Origin of the sequence: Xanthomonas sp. 3075, from assembly GCF_014197275.1 — a bacterium.
Lineage (GTDB): Bacteria > Pseudomonadota > Gammaproteobacteria > Xanthomonadales > Xanthomonadaceae > Xanthomonas > Xanthomonas campestris_B.
Window position 1 is genome coordinate 22826 of the sequence record NZ_JACIFI010000006.1, and the last position, 18860, is coordinate 41685.

The window sequence follows — 18860 nt, forward strand, 5'->3', positions numbered from 1 at the left end:
TCGTAGGGCACGCCCACCGACCGACGATGGCCTGCCGCACCCCGGCCAAAGGGGCTGGGCGCCGGCACGGCGGCATCCGCTGAAACGCCACCGCCCCGCAGAAGCGGGGCAGTGGGAATACCGGGCGTGTTGCTGCGCACGGCATCGCAGGTTTCCGCAGTGCCAGCGGCTTGCCCGCTGGCACCACGAGGCACTTACGGAGTCTGGCTCACCGCGCCGGCCGCGTTGACGATGCCGGCACCGCAACCGCCCGAGCAGGCGCCCGGCAGCGGACGCGCCGTGTTCTTCAACAAGGTCTCCACCGCCGCAGGAGTCAGCGGGCGTGTCGCTGCCGACTGCACCAGCGCGACCACACCGGCCACATGTGGGGCCGCCATCGAGGTGCCGTTATAGGACGCGTAGCTGGCGCTGCCCGGGGTGGTCGTGCCGCTGTTGAGCGTTGACAGGATCGCCGAGCCCGGTCCGGAGATGTCGATGGTGCTGCCGAAGTTGGAGAAGCTCGAACGCGCACCGTCCGAGGTGATGGACGCCACCGAGATCACGTTGGCGCAGCTGGCCGGGGTGAAGTTGGCCACGTTGGCGTTGCTGTTGCCGGCCGCCACCACCACGGTGGTGCCGCGCGACACCGCGCCGTTGATGGCGTTTTGATAGGTGCTCGAACAGCTGCCGCTGCCGCCCAGCGACATGTTGATCACTTCGGCCGGGTTGGCATTGGCCGGCACGCCGGAGACGCTGCCGCCGGAGGCCCAGACGATTGCATCGGCGATATCGGAGGTGGTCCCGCCGCACAGCCCCAACGCACGGATCGGCACGATGCGCGCGTTGAACGCGGTGCCGGCCACGCCGGTGCTGTTGTTGGTGACCGCAGCGATAGTGCCGGCCACGTGGGTGCCGTGCCAGCTGGAGTTGGCAGCCCCCACACCGGAGCCACATTGGTTGGCGGCGCGCCAGTCGCCCTGGTCGGCCGGATTGTTGTCGCGCCCGTTGTTGTCGCGTGCGCGCGCCGCATCGCTGATGAAGTCGTAGCCCGGCAGCACGTTGGCATTGAGGTCCGGGTGGCTGGTGATGCCGGTGTCGATCACCGCAACGACCACACCGGTACCGGTGGCGGTATCCCACGCCGGGCGCACGTTGATGCTCGCTGCGGTGGTGCCGAAGCCCCATTGCTCGGACAGGCGCGGGTCGTTCGGGGTCAGCGTCGGGTACATGATCTGGTCGATCTCCACGTACTCCACGCTCGGGTCGGCAGCGAGTCGGCGCATCAGCGTTTCGGCTTCCGCACGGTCCAGGCCACGGTCGGTCTTGAGCACTTCCGACCCCAGCGCGGTACGCCGCACGTGGTTCAGGCCCAGCGCGCGCCCGGCGCGTGCCGGCACTGCGGTGGCGACGGAGGTGAGCGATGCACGCAGCGAGGTCGGGCTCACTGCGGCGCTGGAGCCATCCCTGTACTTGACGATGAAGCGGTCCAGCGTGGGTTGCGAGTCAAGCCCGGAAAGGTTGACCTGCCCGGCGAACGCCGGCACCGCCAGCAACGAGGTCAGCGCGCAGACCCCCAGGACCACCAGCGTGCGCGAAGGCGCACGACGTTGCGACACATTGGACATCGATCGTTCCTTATTGAGAGGTGCCGCAGCTGCGGCGACAAGACCGACGCTTCACCGCGCACTGCGGATCGGGCCGGAAACTGCGCGGGCGACGTGCCCGACAGGAAGAACCTGGCCGGTACCGTTCCGACCAAGCGGCCATGCGCCGCCAGCGCCTGCCGAGCGGGCAGACGTGGGCAAGACATCGCATGGGGTGAAGCTGGAGAATCAGCGCCCCCTGACGGCGTGGCCAGGGAGCGCAGACCACCGTTGAACCGCCTCAGTAACTGGCGGTCAGGGTCACACCGGAGAACGTGCTGTAGGCCTTGACGCGTATGTAGTAGGTACCCGACGGCGCGCTGATGGTGCAGGTTTCGGAATTGCCGTCGCGATACGGACGGCAGATGTAGCTGGTGTCGGTCGGCGCACTGCCGGCACCTACGTACAGATCCGCATCGCCGCTGCCGCCGCTGATCGCCACCGTCAAGGTGCCGCTGCCGGAAGGAACGGCGATGGTGTAGTTGAGCTCCCCACCGCTGGAAGCACCCAGGCCGGTCACGGGAGTACCGTTGGTCAACGTATTGCCGGGATCACCGCCACCGCCGTCACTGCCATCGATCGCGGCGGTGACGGCTGCATTGGCATCGACGAGGCCGGCACCGCAGCCGCCCGAGCAGGCGCCCGGCAAGGCACGCGCGGTGTTCTTCAACAGGGTCTCCACCGCTGCAGGAGTGAGCACGGCCGGCGCCACCGACTGCACCAGCGCGACCACGCCGGCCACATGCGGCGCCGCCATCGAGGTGCCGTTGTAGGACGCGTAGCTGGCACTGCCCGGGGTGGTGGTGCCGCTGTTGAGCGTGGACAGGATCGCCGAGCCCGGCGCGGACACATCGATGCCGACGCCGAAGTTGGAATAGCTGGCCTTGGCACCCGCCGAAGTGGTGGCCGCCACCGCGATCACGTTGGCGCAGTTGGCCGGCAGCGAGCCGGACACGTTGGCCGCGCTGTTGCCGGCAGCCACCACCACGGTGGTGCCGCGCGACACCGCGCCGTTGATCGCGTTCTGCAGGGTGGACGAACACGAACCGCCGCCGCCGAGCGACATGTTGATCACTTCGGCAGGGTTGGCATTGGCCGGAACGCCGCTGACGCTGCCGCCCGAGGCCCAGACAATGGCGTCGGAAATGTCCGACAGCGAACCGCCGCACTTGCCGAGCACCCGCACCGGAACGACCTTGGCGTTGTAGGCAGTCCCTGCCACGCCGGTGCTGTTGTTGGTCACCGCGGCGACGGTGCCGGCCACGTGGGTGCCGTGCCAGCTGGAATTGGACGCCGGAACGCCGGAGCCGCACTCGTTGGCTGCATACCAATCGCCTTCGTCGGCAGCGTTGCTGTCGCGCCCGTTGCCGTCGCGCGCGCTGCTCGCATCGCTGATGAAGTCATAGCCCGGCAGGATGTTGGCGTTGAGATCGGCATGGTTGGTGATGCCGGTGTCGATCACGGCGACCACCACATTGGCGCCGGTGGCCTTGTCCCAGGCCGGGCGGATATTGAGACCGGCGTTGGTGGTGCCGAAGCCCCACTGCTCGGACAGGCGGGCATCGTTCGGGGTCAGGGTCGCACGCAGGATCTGGTCGACTTCGACGCTTTGCACATTCGGGTCGGAGGCCAGTTGACGCATCAGGGTTTCCGCTTCGGTGCGATCCAGCGCGCGGTCGGCCTTGACCAGCTCCGGCCCCAACGCCAGGCGGCGCACCGAGTTCAGGCCCAGCGCCTTGCCGGCCTTGGCCGGGACGGCACGTGCAGCCGTGCGCAACGAGGTGCTCAGCGCGGTCGGGCTGGCCAGCGCGGTGCTGCCGTCCTTGTAGGTCACGATGAATTTCTGGTGGGTCTGGGCAGTGGCAAGACCGTCCAGGTAGACCTCGCCGGCGAACGCCGGGGTTGCCAGCAGCAATGAGGTCAGCGCGGTCACGCTCAGGATGGTGAGCGTGCGAGGACGCTTGCGGAAAGACTCGTTCGACATCGAATTCCCTTCTAGATCAAAGAGAACCGCCGTAGCGGTGTTATCTGGTGCCGCCTTCCTAGGCCAGCACCGAGGTCCCCGGATCGATCCCCTGTTATCGATCCGTTCATCGAACCTATCTCACTCAAACCAAACTGGACAATACGAAATACCCACTTTTTAAAATTAAAAAGTCAATTTTGTGACGCGCAACAACTGCATTCAGATTGATCTACGCCGTTTTTGACCTTGCCATGACCTCCCCGCGCTGCTGCAGGTCAAAAAAAAGGCCCTGCGCGGGCGCGCAAGGGCCGATTTTTTGACGCGAGGCGACGTATCGCGTCAGAACAGACGTACCAGCCAGCCGTGACGGTCCGGGAGGCGCCCGTACTGGATATCGGTCAACTCCTGGCGCAGCGACATGGTGACTTCGCCCGCCGGTGCGGACAGGTCGCCGACCGCAAAGCCGTCGCCCTTCAACTCGCCGATCGGGGTGACCACGGCAGCCGTGCCGCAGGCGAAGACCTCGGCAATCTCGCCCGATGCCACGCCCTGCTTCCATTCGTCGATGGACACCTTGCGCTCGATCACGCGCATGCCGCGATCGCGGGCCAGTTGCAGGATGCTGTCGCGGGTGATGCCTTCCAGGATGCTGCCGGACAATTCCGGCGTCACCAGGCTGCCGTCCTTGTAGACCAGGAACACATTCATGCCGCCCAGTTCTTCGATGTACTTGCCTTCCACCGGGTCCAGGAACAACACCTGCGAGCAGCCCTGCGCGAAGGCTTTCTGCTGCGGCAGCAGCGAGGCGGCGTAGTTGCCGCCGCACTTGGCCGCGCCGGTACCGCCCTTGGCCGCACGCGCATATTCGGTGGACAACCAGATCGACACCGGCGCCACGCCCTTGGCGAAGTACGGGCCGGCGGGACTTGCGATGACGTAGTACGAGGCCTTGTGCGCGGCGCGCACGCCCAGGAATGCCTCGTCGGCAATCATGAACGGGCGGAAATACAGGCTGGTCTCAGGTGCCGACGGAACCCAGCCGGCATCCACGGCCACCAGCTGGCGCAACGATTCGACGAACAGGTCCACCGGCAATTCCGGCAGTGCCAGGCGCCGCGCCGAGCGCTGCAGGCGCTCGCCGTTGGCCTGCGGGCGGAAGGTCCAGATCGAGCCATCGGCATGCCGGTAGGCCTTGATGCCTTCGAAGATCTCCTGGCCGTAATGCAGCACCGAGGCGGCCGGATCCAGCTGCAGCGGGCCATAGGCGCGCACTTGTGCGTCGTGCCAGCCCTGCGCGTTGTTCCAGGAAATGGCGACCATATGGTCGGTGAAATGCAGCCCGAAACCGGGCGCGGCCAGGATCACGGACAGTTCGTCGGCACTGCGCGGCGACGGAGAACGATTGGAAGCGAAGGACACGGACACCGGAAGTTTCCTGTATGGCGGACGGAAGAACGCGCCACATGCTCGACATGGCGCCTGACGATCAGAGCATGCCGGTTTCGAGACGGGCCGCTTCGGACATCATATGCCGGCCCCACGGCGGGTCGAACACCAGCTCGACGTCGGCCTCGGCAATGGTCGGGATCATTTCCACCTTGCTGCGCACGTCATCGACCAGGATCTCGCCCATGCCGCAACCGGGCGCGGTGAGCGTCATCTTGACGTCCACCCGGCGCTGGTCGTCTTCCTCGCGATGGCTGACCACCGCCTCGTAGACCAGGCCCAGATCGACGATATTGAACGGAATTTCCGGGTCGAAGCAGGTACGCAGCTGCTGCCACACCAGCGCTTCCACTTCTTCGTCGCTGGCGTTGTCGGGCAGTTCCAGCCCCGGCGGGGCCTCCTTGCCGATCGCATCGCCGTCCTTGCCGGCAATGCGGAACAGGTTGCCTTCGACGAAGACGGTATAGCTGCCCCCCAGCGCCTGGGTGATGTAGCCATAACTGCCTGCGGGCAGGGTCACCGAATCGCCCTGCGGCACCATGACGGCATCGCAATCGCGTTCGAACTGGACGGGTTCGCTGCTACGGGAGTACATGGGCTGGATATGGGGCCGCGCCGGATGCGCGCAAGTCCGTCATTCTAGCCGACCACGGCAAGGCCGCTGCCGGTCTGGAAGGGAACCAGCGACGACGCTGCATTCCATCGGCGCACGCATCACAGCGCAAAGCGGCTCACGCGCCTTATCATGTGCGCACTGTCAGGAGCTCCAATGCCGCCCACGTCCGCGTCCGCCAGAACCGCACACTGGCTCTGGCCCCCGCTCCTGCTACTGGGATGCGTCACTGCCCTGATTGCCTGGATACTGGTTGCCCTGATGCTCGGCCATCAATCCGGCTGGATGGCGCTGCTGGTCGCGCTGGAAGTGGCCTGGATGCTGCGGCTGGGAACGCTGCGCGCCGGCGCCCTGCGCACCGGCATCACCCTGGTGGCCACAGCGCTCGTGATCGCCGGTGCCAACTGGGGCATTGCCTCCGCGCAAGTCGGCGGCCCGCTGGGGCTGGACCCGTGGACCTCGGCGCAGAAGATGGGCACCGGCCTGGCCTGGACCCTGCTGCAATTGGCCAATAACGGCTTCGACCTTGCCTGCTACGTCGCAGCACTGGTGCTGGCCTGGTGGGCGGCGCGCTGAGTCAGGCGCGTTCGCACCGGCTACCGATAGGCATTCGTTGAAGCTGATGCTTCATCTGCACAGCTCAAGTCATGCCGCTCCTGCTTAGCGCTAGCGCTTTATTTTCCTGACGCAGCCATGTCTGGGAGAGCTCTGCGACTTGGCTGCAAGGCCCTTGCCCGCCCACCTCGCAGGACACGCCGCAAGTACGTCCTTGTAGCGGCATCCATGCCGCGTAAGGTCCCGCGACGGTGGGCGGACAAGGACCAAGCGAGATGGTCGGTGCGCTGGTGCAAGCAATGCATGGTGTGCGTTGTTCGGATCACCGTACGTTCGATCGGCTTCCCAAGCGCAAGCCAAGTAACCGGCAGTGGCTCAACAAAGCAACCTACAAACTTTTCAGCGTCCCAACGCAAGACTCGCAACCGCAACAGGCAGTTTTTCAACTGGCCACCAACCAACTTCCTGGTGCGGTGTCCTCACCGGTTGCGGGACCCTTGGCGGCATGGATGCCGCCAAGGAGCCTCCACGGATGGATTCACGGCGTGTCCCGCAAGCGGTGAGGGCACCGCGCACTTGACGAGCCGAGCTTTTGAATGTCTTTAAACACCGCTACGCCCCACAAAGCCCGGTATTTTCTTGAAGCTCCGTGGCTTGTTTACGACTCGCCGGACAAACACGAATAGATCAACTTAGGAGCGGCTGTTCTGCAGCTCCACTACAAGGTCCTTGGTAGTGAGAGAGAACACCACCACTCGACCAAGCGGCTGCACAAATTCATCCGCTAAACCGGTCGCACGACGCCTCAGTGCCCGCCCCCGTCCAGCGCCTTCAGCTCGCTGACCAACGCACCGGCCGCCTCCGCACCATCGCCATACAACATGCGCGTGTTGTCGGCATAGAACAGCGCATTCTCGATGCCGGCAAACCCGGTGCCCTTGCCGCGCTTGATCACCACCGTGTTCTTCGAATTGACCACCTCCAGGATCGGCATGCCGTAGATCGGGCTGGCCGGGTCGGTCTTGGCCACCGGGTTGACCACGTCGTTGGCGCCGATCACCAGCGACACATCGGTGCTGGCGAACTCGGGATTGATGTCGTCCATGTCGGCGATCAGGTCGTACGGCACACCCGCTTCGGCCAGCAGCACGTTCATGTGCCCGGGCATGCGCCCGGCAACCGGATGGATCGCAAACTTCACCTTGACCCCGCGCGCGATCAGCCGCTGCGCCAGCTCCCAGATCTTGTGCTGCGCCTGCGCCACCGCCATGCCATAGCCGGGCACGATCACCACCCGCTCGGCGAACGCCATCATCGCCGCCACGTCGCCGGCCTCGATCGGCTTCTGCGCACCGCTGATCTCCTGCGCCTGCCCGCCGCCGCCGAAGTTGGAAAACAGCACGCCGCTGATCGGCCGGTTCATCGCCTTGGCCATCAAACGCGTCAGCAGGATACCGGCCGCGCCGACCATCATGCCGGCGATGATCAGCGCCTCGTTGCCCAGCACATAGCCTTCGAAGGCCACCGCCAGGCCGGTGAAGGCGTTGTACAACGAGATCACCACCGGCATATCGGCACCGCCGATCGGCAGCGTCATCAGCACGCCCAGCGCCAGCGCCACCACGAAGAAGCCGATGATCGCCAGCGGCTGCAGGCTGCTGGCCGCCCAGATGCCGAGCGCCAGCACCGCCAGCGCCACCACCAGGTTGAAGGCCTGCTGGCCGGGGAAGGTCACCCGCCGGTCGAGCCGGCCGTCGAGCTTGGCCCAGGCGATGATCGAGCCGGACAGCGACACCGCACCGATCGCCGCGCCGATTACCGCCAGCACCACCGTGGTGGTGTCGGGCCGACGCGCCGCCAGCTCGGCGATCGCTTGGGCGCTCCAGTGCGCAGTATCGCGGTTGGCGAAAAAGGCAAAGCGCAGCAACTCCACCGCCCCGATCGCCGCCGCCGACCCGCCGCCCATGCCGTTGTACAGCGCCACCATCTGCGGCATGTCGGTGATGGCGACCTTCTTGGCCGACCACCACGCCACCCCGGTGCCGATCGCCAGCGCGGCCAGGATCAGCGGCACGTTGTGCAATTCGGGCAAAAAAAATGTCGCCAGCGTGGCGATCAACATGCCCAGCCCGGCCCAACGGATGCCGCTGCGCGCAGTCAGCGGGGAGGCCATGCGCTGCAGGCCGAGCAGGAACAACGTTGCGGCCACCAGATAGCTGGACTTCACCAGCCACGACAGCAATTCGGCGGTGGACACGTTCATGGCGCATCCCCGCTCGGCGGCTTCTTGCTGGACTTGAACATGTCCAGCATCCGCTCGGTCACCACGTAGCCACCGGCCGCGTTGCCCGCACCCAGCATCACTGCCACGAATCCCAGCGCTTTTTCCAGCGTGGTGTCTGCATGACCGAGCACCACCATCGCGCCGATCAGCACGATGCCATGGATGAAATTGGAGCCGGACATCAATGGGGTATGCAGGATCACCGGCACCCGCGAGATGATGACGTGGCCGGCGATGGCCGCCAGCATGAAGATGTACAGCGCTACGAATCCGTCGCTCATCGTCTTTCGCTCCACTGGCCGGTGCGGCCCGCCGATCATACCCACGCCACGCCCGCGCGTAGCCATGTCAACCGAATCTGCGTTCGCCCGTTGACGTCGTATCGTCTCCATGGAAGCTACGCTGTGCTGGTGGGAACCCCTTTCGATCCGCAACCTGCCGCACCGGCCGCGACCGCGCCCGTCTCGCTGGACGCCTTCCTGGCCGGCATCGGTCCGCGTGCGTTTCGCTTTGCCGAGGCCGGTCTGCGCCACCGCGAAGACGCACTGGATGCCGTGCAGGACGCCATGGTGAAGTTGCTCGGCTACCGCGAGCGGCCGGCCGCCGAATGGACGCCGTTGTTCTGGAGCATCCTGCGCAGCCGCATCATCGACCTGCAGCGCCGGCGCAGCTTTCGCCTGAAGTTCTGGGCACCGGCCGAGCGCGCCGATGACGAAGGCACCATCGATTGGGCCGACCCTGGCACCGGGCCGGTGGACGAACAACAGCATCAACAAGCCTACCAACGGCTGGTCGAGGCGCTGCGCAAGCTGCCGGCGCGCCAGCGCGAAGCGTTCACGCTGCGCGTGCTGGAAGACCTGGACGTGGCCACCACCGCCAAGGCGATGGGCTGCTCCGAAGGCTCGGTCAAAACTCATTTGTCGCGTGCGCGCGACGCTTTGCAAAAACAGTTCGAGGATTTCCTGTGAACCGCTCCCACGATCCGGCCCAACTGGACGCGCACCTGCGCCAGCTGCATGCCACCGCACTGACCAGCCTGCCGCCGCAAACGCTCGCGCGGCTGCGGCAGGCCCGCCACGCCTCGGCAACCACGCGTCCACGGCGCGGTTACTGGTTACTGGCGATGGCATGTTCGGGATTGCTGGCGATCGGCATCGGCCTGCAACTGCGCCCCGGCGACACCGCGCCGACCGGTACCGCACCGACCCAGGCGATCGCCAGCAGCGCCACCACGCCTGATACCGACGACATGCTGACCCAGAACCCGGACCTGTATGTCTGGCTCGGGTCCGACACCGCACTGGCCATGGAATGAACACGATGACCCGCACGACCCGCCTGCTGTTGACCCTGCTGCTATGCGCCGCACCCTGCGCAGTGTTGTCGGCACAGAACCACCCGCCCGGATCTCAACCACAGGAAGGTCGCGGACCGGGAAGCGCAGGATCGCGCGACGACACCCCGATGCCCGCGTGGGACCAGCTGACCCAGCCGCAGCGTCAGGTGCTGATCGATGCGCTGCGCGAGCGCTGGAACGGTGCGCCCGAAGAACGCCCGCGCATGTACCGGCACGCACGCCGTTGGCTGGACATGACGCCGGAACAACGCGCGCAGGCCAAGGCCGGCATGGACCGCTTCCGCAACATGAGCCCGGAGCAGCGTCGCGAAGCCAAGGCCTTGTTCGAACGCATGCGCACGCTCAACCAGCAGCAGCGCAACGCGCTGCAACAACGCTGGCAGAAGATGACCCCGGCCGAGCGCAGCGCGTGGCTGCGCGACAATCCGCCAGTGGACGACTGAGGCAGCTGCACCCGCCGATGGCGACAGGCCATCGGCGGGTGAAAGGTCTGGCATTCGGCTTGCGCGCGAGCACGCACTCCCGGCAACGGCTCAGCACGCGCCATTGCTCGGCGCGTATCCGGGCATCAGGCGTGAGGTCTTGCCACTGCATCAGCCAAACAGATGTGCCAAGCCCACACTGGCACCGCACATGGGCGCCCGCACTACGCCGCAGGCACCGGCGACCAACGGGTCTTGGCCAGCAGCTCGTCGTCCCAGTCCAGTGACAATGCGCCGTCCTTGATCAGCAAGGCCGCAAAGGCGTAGACGTTGCGCGCAAACATCTCGCTGGCGTGCACCGCGCCCTGGCTGGCCAGATTGAGCGGGCCGGCGATCACCACGCCATCGAGCTCATAGGTTTCGCCGGGCCGGGTCGCAGCGCAATTGCCGCCGGTTTCTGCGGCCAGGTCCACGATCACGCTGCCGGCGCGCATACCGCGCGCCATCTCCGCCGTCACGATCTTCGGTGCCGGGCGGCCGGGCACGGCGGCAGTGCAGACCACCACATCCACCCCCTTGAGGTGGTCGGCCAGACGGCGCTGTTGTTCGGCACGTTCGTCGTCGGTGAGCGGCCGTGCATAGCCGCCTTCGCCGACTGCGCTCACGCCCAGATCCAGAAAGCGTGCGCCCAGGGACGCAATCTGCTCGCGCGTTTCCGGGCGCACATCGAATCCTTCGACCTGTGCGCCGAGTCGCTTGGCAGTGGCAATCGCCTGCAGCCCGGCGACGCCGGCACCGATCACCAGCACCTTGCACGGGCGCATGGTGCCGGCGGCCGTGGTCAGCATCGGGAAGAAACGCGGCGCCAGTTGCGCGGCGATCAGCACCGCCTTGTAGCCGGCCATGCCGGCCTGCGAACTCAATACGTCCATCGATTGCGCGCGCGTGGTGCGCGGCAGGCGCTCCAGCGGAAACGCAAGCAGCTCACCGGTGGCAATCGCCTGCGCACGTGCCGGGTCGGCGTCCGGCGCCAGCATGCCGATCAGCACCGTGTGGGACTTGCACTGCTGCAGCACCTCGGTGGGCGGTGCCTGCACGCTCAGCAGCACCTCGGCCTGGGCCAGCGTCTGTGCCGTGGCAAGCTGCGCGCCGGCCTGCACATACGCCGCGTCGGCCATGCTGCTGGCGCAACCGGCGCCTGGCTCGATCCACACGCTGGCGCCGAGCGCGACCAGTTTCTTGACCGTTTCCGGCGTCGCGGCGACACGCCGCTCGCCTGCCGCATGTTCTCTCAGCACCAGCACCTGCACAGCCATGCGTTGCTCCGGTCGCGCGCCTCAGTCGCGGCGATGCTAGCAGAGCGCGCGGCTGTCACGCTCAGGGCGTCAGCAAGGCCGGCAGCATCGGTGCGAGCAACTGCTCGGGCGGCGCCAGCACGACCGCGTCGGTGCGGTGGTCGATGGCCAGACACGCATAACCATGCGCCGCGCTCCAGGCCAGCAGCACCCGTTGATGCAGCAATGGCGCAGCCGGCGCGCTGCCGTGCCGGGCCAGCCAGGCCGCATGCAAGGCATCGTGCAGGCAGGCCATCGCCGCATCAGTGGCCGCCTGCAGGCGCGGCAGGCTGCGCCGCTGCGGCTGCAGGCTCTGCATCAGGCGAAACTGCTGCGGGTAGGCGATGGCGAACCGGACGTAGCCCAGGCCGCCGCCCAGCAATGGGTCGACCTCGCGCTGGGCCCGGACGATCCATTCGACCATGCACTCGTAGCCGTCCGCGACCAGTTCCACCACCAGGCCTTCCAACGAGCCGAAATGATGTGCCGGCGCGGCGTGCGAGACACCCGCACGGCGGGCGCACTCGCGCAGGCTCAACCCACGCGGCCCCGATTCGCCGACGATCTCCCAGGCGGCCCGGCGCAGGGCGGCATGCAGATCGCCGTGGTGGTAAGTCGCTAACTTGGGCCGTTGGGACATGGCGGCTTCGCAATTCGGGATGTCATTGGAGCAACTAATCTTGACGCTGACAAGATCGGCGCTGCAGACTCGGCCCGCATCTTGCCAGCGTCAAGATTTGACGGCGGATGCCGCCCCTCCCCAGAGAGCTCTCTCCATGGCCAAGGCTTCCTCCCGGTGGCGCATGCGCCTGACCCGAACGCTGTTGGGGCTGGCCAGCCGTCTGGCCCCCGGCCCGACCGGCCGCCTGCTAGCACGACGCTTCGTGACGCCGGATGCGGCATCGCGCCGGCATGCCACCTCCGCCCTGGCTACGCTGTCCGACGCCGGTCGCGACAGCCTCCGCATCGATGGCCTCGCGCTCGACATCGCGCTGTATGTCTGGGGCGATCCGGCGCAGCAACCGTATGTGCTGCTCTCCCACGGCTGGTCCAGCTATGGTCTGCGCTTTGCCGCCTGGGTGCCGCGCCTGCAGGCGCTGGGCTATGCGGTGGTGGCCTTCGACCAGGCCGGGCACGGGTTGAGCGGTGGACGCATCAGCAGCATGCCGCACTTTGTCGAGGTGTTGCGCCAGGTCGGCCGGCGGTTCGGCCGACCGGCCGTCTTCATCGGCCATTCGCTGGGTTCGACGTCGATCGTGTTCGCCGAAGAAGCCGCGTGGCAGCCAACGCGCTACGTCCTGATCGCGCCATTGCTGGCACCGGCCGACGCCGCGCACCGCCAGTTCCGCGCCGTCGGCATCGCGGCCAAGACCTTCGTTCCGTTCGAGAATCTGCTGCACACGATCACCGGCAAAACCTTTGCCGATTTCGATGCGTCCACGCATCTGCCGCGCCTCCAGCGCCCGGCCCTGATCATCCACGACCGCCGCGACCGCGAGACGCCCTGGGAAGAAGGCGCGCGCTTCGCGGCGCTTTGGCCAAAGGCGCAATTGGTGACCACCGAAGGCCTGGGGCACAACCGCATGGTCGACCATGCCTCGGTGATCGAGGCAGCACTGCGCTTTATCGGACCGGCGCAGGCCTGAGCGCGCGGCGATGCGTCGAGCGCATCGCCAGACAGCCGCTAATGCACGGTGCTGTTGTGCAGCGGATCCAGGCGGTCGATCACGCCCTGCATCGCGCTGTCGAAGGCGCCATCGTTGATGTGCTCGCGCAGGCGGCCCAGACGCACCATCACCGCCAGCTCTTCCGGCGAGGCGACGCAGAAGCGCACACCGCGTCGGTTGACGAACAGCAGGCGCTGCGAGATCGGGCTCACCCACGACAGCTTGCCTGCCTGCACCTTGCCGTCCTTGTCGACGAAATCCAGCCAGGTGCCGATGTCCATCGCGCGGAAGCGTTCGGTGTCGGCACTGTCGATGCTCTGCGCCATCGCATCGGCGCCCAGCACCACACTGACGCTCTCGGCAGCGGGCGGCGGCAGGTTGACCTGCGGCAATTCCGGCAAGGCCTTTTCCAGTTCCGGGCGCGCTTCGGCGACCGCCTGCAAGGTGTCGTGCAATGCAGTGATCGCCACCACCACCGCATCGCCATGCAGGCCGACGCTGGCGAACACGCGGTGCAGCGCCGGCTGCCAGACCTGCAGCCACGGCTTGCCGACGATATGACGACGCGCCTCGGCCAGCTCTTCCAGCACGCCGTCGGCCACCGCCAGCGCCTCGACGGTGCCAGGGCCCTCATCGCCATCGCGCAGGATCGCCATGGTCAGATGATGCAGCCATGGCTGACGCAGGAAATCCTCCACGGCCCTGGGCAAGGGCGTACCGGCCAACACGCGCTGCTCCAGCTCCGCCAGCGCGCGGCTGCGTGCCAGTTCGAGCTTTTCCTGGCCGCGCTGGGTTTCGGTGGCGCGCCGCTCGGCGATTTCCACCCGACGCCGATGCTGCGACAGGAAATCGCGGAATTCTTCTTCCAGGGTCATGAAGATCGCCAGGTTCTCGTTGAACTCGGCGACCAGGCGGTCGACGATTTCTTCGACCTTGCCCATCAGCACGCGCTCGGCGGCGCTGTCTCCGTTGTTGCCCTCGCAGGCTTCGGCCAGCGAATTGAGCAGCCTGCGCGCCGGGTGGGTCTTCTGCACGAACATCTTGCGATCCAGCAGCGCCACCTTGACGAACGGCACCACCAGCCGGCCGATCGTTTCGCGCGAGCGGTTTTCCAGATCGCGTTCGTCCAGCATCACATCGAACAGCATGCCGACCAGGTCGATCGCATCCTCGTCCATCGGATCCAGGCGCGCACTGGCCGGATCCACGCCCAGACGCGTGGCGCTGGACAGCACTTCGTTCTTCAACCGATGCGCCAGCGATTCGTTGTCATCGCCGATGGCCGCCTGCAGCGTGGTGCTCGGCGTGGCCTGCAGCAGCGACAGCACCGACATCATTTCGCGCTGGCTCAACGGACGTTGCTGGCCAACCGCCACCGACGCGGCAGACGCTGCGCTGTCGCGCACGTTGCGGGTCTGCTGCAGCAGTTCGTGCAGCGCATCGAGCAGCATGCCCTGGCTGCCGCCCGGGTGATAGGCATCGCCCTCTGCGTTGGCGCCACCGTCGGCATGCCCACGCTGCGCTGCGGCCTGCATGCGGCCGCGGCTGTGCGCCCAACGATCCAAAAAACGGTTGGCCCACGCCGGAGCATACTGATCGTTCTGATCGTCGTCCCCCATCTCCGCGTGCGCGCTGCGCGCATCGGCCTGTGCGGCCAACTCGGGCGTTTCGCTGCGCGACGGCGCGCGTTTGGGTTGCGAGATTTCCGGCATCACACCTGCCTTGGCCAGGGTTTCGTCCAGGCGTGCGTACAGCCTGCCGATCGGCTCGGCCAGGTCGCGTTCGCACAGCTTGATCAAGACCAGGCGCACTTCCGGTGCCAGGTCACAGATGGCGAAGGCTTCGTGAATCGCCACACCCAGATGTTCCGGTCCGATCGGGTTGGTGTCGGCGACCAGTTCCAGGCCACCGGCAATCCAGCCGAGGCGGCGATCCACCCGTGCCAGCACCTGCTTGAAATCGCGTTTCAGCACCGAGGCCAGGTTGCGCACCGCCAGCCGCGATTCGAGTACGTGTTCGGGCACCAGGCTCAGCGGACCGGTACCCATTTCGCCGGCCAGCACCACTTCTGCCGATAACGGTACACCCAACAGTAGAGCCTGCCAGCCGTCTTCCAGCTGCTGCCGGAACTGCGTCACCACCTCGTCGCGCTTGCGACGCAATTCGCGCATGCCATCGAGGAACAGCAACTGCGAGGAGCCCGCCGATTCGGCACGATCAAACAGCACATCATCGAAGTGTGCGACTGCAGCTGCAAACACCTGCGCAATCGCAGGCACGAACGCAATGTGCGCCTGTTCGAGCAAGCGTGGATCATGGCCCGGATGTCCCGACGGACTGGGCTGAGAAGTCATGCGCAAAGGCTCCCCGCCTCTGCAGGCGTGAAAATTTTCAAACGAGAAAAAACAGACGCGGCCCCAAATTCCGCTCTCGCATGGTAGGCGCTTCGCTCAGTCGTTAAGTGTGACGGATTTATCACTTTTGTCGTGACCACCCAGGGTTCGCGCATCAGTCGAGCATCCTAGCCCGCAACACTGCGGTGGAGCTTGCCAACCCACGTTATACGCCTGCGCGGGTTAAGCCTTCGGCGTGGCCAGCGCGTTCAGAGCGTGGGAAGAGCCCGTCTATAATTGCAGTTCTCCATCGTCACGATTCGGAATCATGCACGCACCGTATTCACTTCAGGCGCTGGACGCCCGGCGCTCGGTTCCTTCCAAACAGCTCGGCGAACCCGGGCCGGACGACGCCACCTTGCTGCGCATGCTCACCTCGGCGGTGCGCGTGCCCGACCACGGCAAACTGGTGCCGTTCCGCTTCCTGCGCATCAGCGGCGACGCACGTCACGCATTGGGCGATTTCCTGGCCGACACGACCCAGGCGGCCGACCCGCTGGCCCCACCGGCGGCGGTGGAAAAAGACCGTCACCGCTTCGCCGATGCGCCGCTGGTGATCGTGGTCATCGCCTCGCTGCGTCCCGGGCACAAGGTACCGGAGCAGGAGCAGCTGCTCACCGCCGGCTGCGTGTGTTTTGCGCTGCTGCAGGCGGCGCAGGCGCATGGCTTCGGTGCGCAATGGTTGACCGCCTGGATGGCCTACGACCCGGCAGTGACCGGCTATCTGGGCCTGGAGCCGAACGAGCGCATCGCCGGCTTCATCCATATCGGCACGCCGCGTATTCAGGTGCCCGAGCGCGAACGGCCGGATCCACGAGCGCTGCTGCGCGACTGGACACCGTGACCACACCCAGCCCTGGCGTCGCGTCGGCAACGGCGGCAGCACCGGTCCAGCGCCCGACACCGCTGTATCTGGTCGATGCCAGCCTGTATGTCTTCCGCGCGTGGCATTCGATCCCGGACGAATTCCAGGATGCGCAAGGCTGGCCGACCAATGCCGTCCACGGCTTTGCGCGCTTCCTGCTCGACCTGCTCGAACGCGAAGACCCGCAGCACATCACCGTCGCCTTCGACGAGGCTTTGGACAGCTGCTTTCGGCATGCGATCTACCCGGCCTACAAGGGCAATCGCACCCCGGCACCGGATGCATTGCGGCGCCAGTTCGCGCACTGCAAGGCGCTCTGCGCGGCGCTGGGCCTGAGCGTGCTGGCCCACCGCGAGTACGAGGCCGACGATCTGATCGGCAGCGCCCTGCACGGCGCGCGTGCGCAGGGCTTGCGCGGGGTGATCGTGTCGGCCGACAAGGATCTGTCGCAGCTGCTGTTCGAGCACGACGAGCAATGGGATTACGCGCGCAACCTGCGCTGGGGCATGGACGGGGTCAAGGCGCGCCACGGCGTGCACGCCCACCAGATCGCCGACTACCTGGCGCTGTGCGGCGATGCGATCGACAACATTCCCGGCGTCACCGGCATCGGCGCCAAATCGGCGGCGGTGTTGCTGGCGCATTTCGGTAGCCTGGATGCCTTGCTGGAGCGCATCGATGAAGTCCCGTTCCTGCGGCTGCGCGGCGCCGCGCAGATGGCGGCGCGGCTACGCGAACAACGCGAACATGCGCTGCTGTGGCGCCGGCTCACCACCATCGCGCTGGATGCACCGTTGGCACTCACCGCGACAGGCTTCACGCGCGCGCAGGCCGATACGGACATGCTCACCGGCTTGTGCGAGAGCCTGCGCTTCGGCCCGCTCACCCGGCGCCGGTTGCTGGCTGCGTGCAGCGGCGCGCCGGCCCCACGCACTCCCGTTTCCCTGGAACAAGGCCTGCACCCATGAACCGACACGACGCTTCACCCACCGTGGTCTACGAAGGCAAGTACCAGCGCATGGTCGTGCGCGGCACCTGGGAATATTCCGAGCGCGTGCATGCCGGCGGCCTGGCCGCGATCATCGTGGCGGTGACCCCGGACGATGCGATGCTGTTCGTCGAACAGTTCCGCGTGCCGCTGCAGGCGCGCACCATCGAAATGCCGGCCGGCCTGGTCGGCGACGTGCATGCCGACGAGTCGATCGAACTGTCGGCGATCCGCGAGCTGGAAGAAGAAACCGGCTGGACCGCCGAGCACGCAGAAGTGCTGATGATCGGACCCACCTCGGCCGGCGCCAGCAGCGAGAAGATCGCCTTCGTGCGTGCCACCGGCCTGCGCAAGGTGGGCGCAGGCGGCGGCGATGCCAGCGAGGACATCACCGTGCACGAAATCCCGCGCGCGCAGGTCGGCGCCTGGCTGGTGCAGAAGATGGCCGAGGGCTACCAGATGGACCCCAAGCTGTGGGCCGGGCTGTATCTGGTCGATCACGCACTGGATGGCACCCCGCGTGGTTGAACCGAACACACCGCACCTGCTCGGCGCTGACGATCCGGCACCGTTCACCGTCTTCAACCCGCAGGCCGCCTCGCCGTGGCTGCTGATCGCCGACCACGCCGGTCAACGCGTGCCGGCGCGGCTGGACAATCTCGGCTTGCCGCAGCACGCACTGGACCGCCATATCGGCTGGGATATCGGCATTGCCGAGGTCACCCGGTTGCTGGCCGATGCGCTGGATGCATTCGCCATCGCCCAGACCTATTCGCGCCTGGTGATCGACTGCAATCGCCCGCACGCTTCCGCCACGCTGATGCCAGAGGTCAGCGACGGCACATCGATTCCCGGCAATCTGCAGCTGTCGGCCGATGCGCGGCGGCAACGCATCGACGAAATCTTCGCGCCGTACCACGCGCGCATTGCGGCGGAACTGGATGCACGTGCGCAGCGCAAGCAACCGACCTTGCTGGTGTCGATGCATAGCTTCACACCGATCATGGCCGGCAACGCGAGGCCCTGGCATGCCGGCGTGCTGTATCACCGCGACACGCGGCTGGCGCATCGGTTGCTGCACGCCTTACGCGAGGAGCCGGACCTGGTGGTCGGCGACAACCAGCCCTACGCGGTCAGCGACGCCAGCGACTACGCGATCCCGGTCCACGGCGAAGGCCGCGGACTGTTGCATGTGGAACTGGAACTGCGCCAGGACCTGATCGCCGATGCCGCAGGACAGCTGGCCTGGGCCCGGCGATTGGCACGCATGCTCCCGCCGCTGGCACAAGCGCTGCTGGCGCACTGAAACACGCAGCCACACGGCAATCACGCCAGGAGCGAGCCGGCG

18 protein-coding genes are annotated in these 18860 nt (G+C 66.6%); 9 read left to right on the forward strand and 9 right to left on the reverse strand.

Annotation, left to right across the window (positions count from 1 at the left end):
* Positions 1-194: 194 nt before the first annotated feature.
* From GGR62_RS07260 to sufT, 4 genes are all read right to left on the reverse strand, one after another.
* The gene (locus tag GGR62_RS07260; protein WP_184407249.1) at positions 195-1604 is read right to left on the reverse strand and encodes a S8 family peptidase; all 1410 of its coding nucleotides are present in this window, start codon (positions 1602-1604) and stop codon (positions 195-197) included.
* Positions 1605-1863: 259 nt separating this feature from the next.
* Complete coding sequence (locus GGR62_RS07265) at positions 1864-3606, reverse strand: S8 family peptidase (RefSeq protein ID WP_184407250.1); 1743 nt, start codon at positions 3604-3606, stop codon at positions 1864-1866.
* Between the two features lie 321 nt (positions 3607-3927).
* Complete coding sequence (locus tag GGR62_RS07270) at positions 3928-5013, reverse strand: branched-chain amino acid aminotransferase (protein WP_184407251.1); 1086 nt, start codon at positions 5011-5013, stop codon at positions 3928-3930.
* 61 nt (positions 5014-5074) lie between these two features.
* Positions 5075-5629 (reverse strand): putative Fe-S cluster assembly protein SufT, encoded by a 555-nt coding sequence (sufT, locus tag GGR62_RS07275; protein ID WP_029219190.1) that lies wholly within the window; start codon positions 5627-5629, stop codon positions 5075-5077.
* Positions 5630-5803: 174 nt separating this feature from the next.
* Here sufT and GGR62_RS07280 point away from each other — a divergent pair, with 174 nt between their 5' ends.
* The gene (locus GGR62_RS07280; protein WP_184407252.1) at positions 5804-6223 is read left to right on the forward strand and encodes a hypothetical protein; all 420 of its coding nucleotides are present in this window, start codon (positions 5804-5806) and stop codon (positions 6221-6223) included.
* Positions 6224-7007: 784 nt separating this feature from the next.
* Here the strand turns inward: GGR62_RS07280 and GGR62_RS07285 are convergent.
* Positions 7008-8465, reverse strand: a complete 1458-nt coding sequence (locus tag GGR62_RS07285; protein WP_184407253.1) for an NAD(P)(+) transhydrogenase (Re/Si-specific) subunit beta — start codon at positions 8463-8465, stop codon at positions 7008-7010.
* The gene (locus GGR62_RS07290; RefSeq protein ID WP_184407254.1) at positions 8462-8767 is read right to left on the reverse strand and encodes an NAD(P) transhydrogenase subunit alpha; all 306 of its coding nucleotides are present in this window, start codon (positions 8765-8767) and stop codon (positions 8462-8464) included. The genes GGR62_RS07285 and GGR62_RS07290 overlap by 4 nt, the downstream gene beginning before the upstream one ends.
* 123 nt (positions 8768-8890) lie before the next feature.
* Between GGR62_RS07290 and GGR62_RS07295 the strand changes: the two genes are divergently transcribed.
* From GGR62_RS07295 to GGR62_RS07305, 3 genes are read left to right on the forward strand one after another with little or no spacing between them, the layout of a single operon-like run.
* Positions 8891-9454, forward strand: coding sequence for an RNA polymerase sigma factor (locus tag GGR62_RS07295; protein WP_184407255.1), 564 nt, complete (start codon positions 8891-8893; stop codon positions 9452-9454).
* Positions 9451-9801, forward strand: coding sequence for a hypothetical protein (locus GGR62_RS07300; protein WP_184407256.1), 351 nt, complete (start codon positions 9451-9453; stop codon positions 9799-9801). The genes GGR62_RS07295 and GGR62_RS07300 overlap by 4 nt, the downstream gene beginning before the upstream one ends.
* Before the next feature lie 5 nt (positions 9802-9806).
* Positions 9807-10286, forward strand: coding sequence for a DUF3106 domain-containing protein (locus GGR62_RS07305; RefSeq protein WP_184407257.1), 480 nt, complete (start codon positions 9807-9809; stop codon positions 10284-10286).
* Between the two features lie 203 nt (positions 10287-10489).
* Here the strand turns inward: GGR62_RS07305 and GGR62_RS07310 are convergent, their stop codons facing one another.
* Together GGR62_RS07310 and GGR62_RS07315 are read right to left on the reverse strand one after the other, a co-directional pair.
* On the reverse strand, positions 10490-11581 hold the full coding sequence (locus GGR62_RS07310; protein ID WP_184407258.1) for an NAD(P) transhydrogenase subunit alpha: 1092 nt from the start codon (positions 11579-11581) through the stop codon (positions 10490-10492).
* A gap of 61 nt (positions 11582-11642) precedes the next feature.
* Positions 11643-12239 (reverse strand): TetR/AcrR family transcriptional regulator, encoded by a 597-nt coding sequence (locus GGR62_RS07315; RefSeq protein WP_184407259.1) that lies wholly within the window; start codon positions 12237-12239, stop codon positions 11643-11645.
* Positions 12240-12375: 136 nt separating this feature from the next.
* Between GGR62_RS07315 and GGR62_RS07320 the strand changes: the two genes are divergently transcribed.
* On the forward strand, positions 12376-13245 hold the full coding sequence (locus GGR62_RS07320; RefSeq protein ID WP_184407424.1) for an alpha/beta hydrolase: 870 nt from the start codon (positions 12376-12378) through the stop codon (positions 13243-13245).
* Positions 13246-13283: 38 nt separating this feature from the next.
* Here GGR62_RS07320 and GGR62_RS07325 read toward each other — a convergent pair whose 3' ends face one another.
* Positions 13284-15620 carry a DUF1631 domain-containing protein gene (locus tag GGR62_RS07325; RefSeq protein WP_184407260.1) on the reverse strand — a complete coding sequence of 779 codons (2337 nt, stop codon included), beginning with the start codon at positions 15618-15620 and terminating at the stop codon, positions 13284-13286.
* 307 nt (positions 15621-15927) lie between these two features.
* On the opposite strand from GGR62_RS07325, the gene GGR62_RS07330 reads away from it, so the two are divergent.
* From GGR62_RS07330 to GGR62_RS07345, 4 genes are read left to right on the forward strand one after another with little or no spacing between them, the layout of a single operon-like run.
* A complete protein-coding gene (locus tag GGR62_RS07330) occupies positions 15928-16503 on the forward strand; it encodes a nitroreductase (RefSeq protein WP_184407261.1) in 576 nt (191 codons plus the stop codon).
* Positions 16500-17492 carry a 5'-3' exonuclease H3TH domain-containing protein gene (locus GGR62_RS07335; protein ID WP_184407262.1) on the forward strand — a complete coding sequence of 331 codons (993 nt, stop codon included), beginning with the start codon at positions 16500-16502 and terminating at the stop codon, positions 17490-17492. The genes GGR62_RS07330 and GGR62_RS07335 overlap by 4 nt, the downstream gene beginning before the upstream one ends.
* Complete coding sequence (locus tag GGR62_RS07340; RefSeq protein WP_184407263.1) at positions 17489-18040, forward strand: NUDIX hydrolase; 552 nt, start codon at positions 17489-17491, stop codon at positions 18038-18040. Before GGR62_RS07335 ends, GGR62_RS07340 begins: the two co-directional genes overlap by 4 nt.
* Entirely contained in the window at positions 18021-18818 is a 798-nt protein-coding gene (locus GGR62_RS07345) for an N-formylglutamate amidohydrolase (protein ID WP_184407264.1), read from the forward strand. Before GGR62_RS07340 ends, GGR62_RS07345 begins: the two co-directional genes overlap by 20 nt.
* The last annotated feature ends 42 nt before the right edge of the window (positions 18819-18860 follow it).

What these genes read in the sequence shown, in the direction of transcription:
- GGR62_RS07325 (WP_184407260.1), bottom strand. Translation starts at nt 15,620, where the DNA reads ATGACTTCTCAGCCCAGTCCGTCGGGACATCCGGGCCATGATCCACGC.
- GGR62_RS07310 (WP_184407258.1), bottom strand. Translation starts at nt 11,581, where the DNA reads ATGGCTGTGCAGGTGCTGGTGCTGAGAGAACATGCGGCAGGCGAGCGG.
- GGR62_RS07260 (WP_184407249.1), bottom strand. Translation starts at nt 1,604, where the DNA reads ATGTCCAATGTGTCGCAACGTCGTGCGCCTTCGCGCACGCTGGTGGTC.
- GGR62_RS07285 (WP_184407253.1), bottom strand. Translation starts at nt 8,465, where the DNA reads ATGAACGTGTCCACCGCCGAATTGCTGTCGTGGCTGGTGAAGTCCAGC.
- GGR62_RS07290 (WP_184407254.1), bottom strand. Translation starts at nt 8,767, where the DNA reads ATGAGCGACGGATTCGTAGCGCTGTACATCTTCATGCTGGCGGCCATC.
- GGR62_RS07340 (WP_184407263.1), top strand. Translation starts at nt 17,489, where the DNA reads ATGAACCGACACGACGCTTCACCCACCGTGGTCTACGAAGGCAAGTAC.
- GGR62_RS07330 (WP_184407261.1), top strand. Translation starts at nt 15,928, where the DNA reads ATGCACGCACCGTATTCACTTCAGGCGCTGGACGCCCGGCGCTCGGTT.
- GGR62_RS07345 (WP_184407264.1), top strand. Translation starts at nt 18,021, where the DNA reads ATGGCACCCCGCGTGGTTGAACCGAACACACCGCACCTGCTCGGCGCT.
- GGR62_RS07315 (WP_184407259.1), bottom strand. Translation starts at nt 12,239, where the DNA reads ATGTCCCAACGGCCCAAGTTAGCGACTTACCACCACGGCGATCTGCAT.
- sufT (WP_029219190.1), bottom strand. Translation starts at nt 5,629, where the DNA reads ATGTACTCCCGTAGCAGCGAACCCGTCCAGTTCGAACGCGATTGCGAT.
- GGR62_RS07280 (WP_184407252.1), top strand. Translation starts at nt 5,804, where the DNA reads ATGCCGCCCACGTCCGCGTCCGCCAGAACCGCACACTGGCTCTGGCCC.
- GGR62_RS07305 (WP_184407257.1), top strand. Translation starts at nt 9,807, where the DNA reads ATGACCCGCACGACCCGCCTGCTGTTGACCCTGCTGCTATGCGCCGCA.
- GGR62_RS07265 (WP_184407250.1), bottom strand. Translation starts at nt 3,606, where the DNA reads ATGTCGAACGAGTCTTTCCGCAAGCGTCCTCGCACGCTCACCATCCTG.
- GGR62_RS07320 (WP_184407424.1), top strand. Translation starts at nt 12,376, where the DNA reads ATGGCCAAGGCTTCCTCCCGGTGGCGCATGCGCCTGACCCGAACGCTG.